Source organism: Psychrobacter sp. Ps6, from assembly GCF_022129235.1.
GTDB lineage: Bacteria > Pseudomonadota > Gammaproteobacteria > Pseudomonadales > Moraxellaceae > Psychrobacter.
On sequence record NZ_JADQAI010000189.1, the window covers coordinates 1 to 1,044 of the forward strand.

Annotated in this window: 2 protein-coding genes; one reads left to right on the forward strand and one right to left on the reverse strand. The window is 31.7% G+C overall.

Features of this window, described 5'->3' with window-relative positions:
- Positions 1-199 (reverse strand): hypothetical protein (locus I3255_RS14770; RefSeq protein ID WP_238039507.1); only part of this gene is annotated, 199 nt, incomplete at its 3' end.
- A 254-nt stretch (positions 200-453) separates the two neighbouring features.
- Between I3255_RS14770 and I3255_RS14930 the strand changes: the two genes are divergently transcribed.
- Positions 454-1,044: LuxR C-terminal-related transcriptional regulator (locus I3255_RS14930; protein WP_275950133.1), on the forward strand; the 591-nt coding region annotated here is incomplete at its 3' end.

Sequence of the window (1,044 nt, forward strand, 5' to 3'; positions counted from 1 at the left end):
TCAAAGGACTATTACAGTTTACTTCAAAATTAATCAATCGAGGTTTTCCAGATGAAAGATCAACTGTCTGATTATCTTGAAATTTCATTGTGCATACTTCAGGTATGACGCCAACTAAATCTAATGTTAATTTAGTTGGTGAAGCACTAGTAATACTTGATAAAAAAAATAGAGACAGCAATAAAGTTCGCATCGCCATATACCAATATCAATCTGATGCTATTAATCTAGTCTCTTAGAAAAATAAAAAAGTATGAATGCAAGTAGTATTTATATCTGAGTAATTAGAAAAGTATTAAAATTAAACTATACTTCGGATATTATTTACATAATGATACAAACGCTAAGGATATAAGTAACTCCAATAGTGTATCTGTTATTAACGATATACTATGGCAGACTTACAATTATCATATTATGTCAAAATAATTAAATTCAAAGAAGGAATAAAAGATGAGTGTTAAGGATAAGAAAATATTACTTATTGGCTTAAACAATATGCATACTGAACTTATTATTAGCCAATTAGCAAAGAATAATATGAAGGAGGTATGTTTTAAAAGTGCATCACATCTATCTCTAGATAACCAAAACTCAAAATTCCATTTAACTTTAGTTGACTATCAGGCTCTAAAACCTGATTCACAAGCAATGATATTTCTGACCAACCCCACGCAAAAAATGCCAATATTGCTCTTTAACGTAACGAACGAGATCCCAATTGATACCTTGCTCACTTGGCCACAAGTAAAAGGGTTTCTCTCACCAACCGCATCAATAGAGCATCTTACAAAAAGTATTGAAGTTGTTTTAGATCAAGGGCTATGGTTTCCACGCCATACTTTAGAACTGATGCTTGAACACTACCGAAGCCATAAAGACTTGAATAGCTATCACACTCAGCAACCTGCAATTCCACTCCTAACACGAAGAGAAAAACAGATACTTTCACTGTTAACAGATGGAAAATCCAATATGGAAATTGCAGAAAAATTATTTGTTGCAGAAACAACAGTAAAGTCACATGTGTATAATTTATATAAG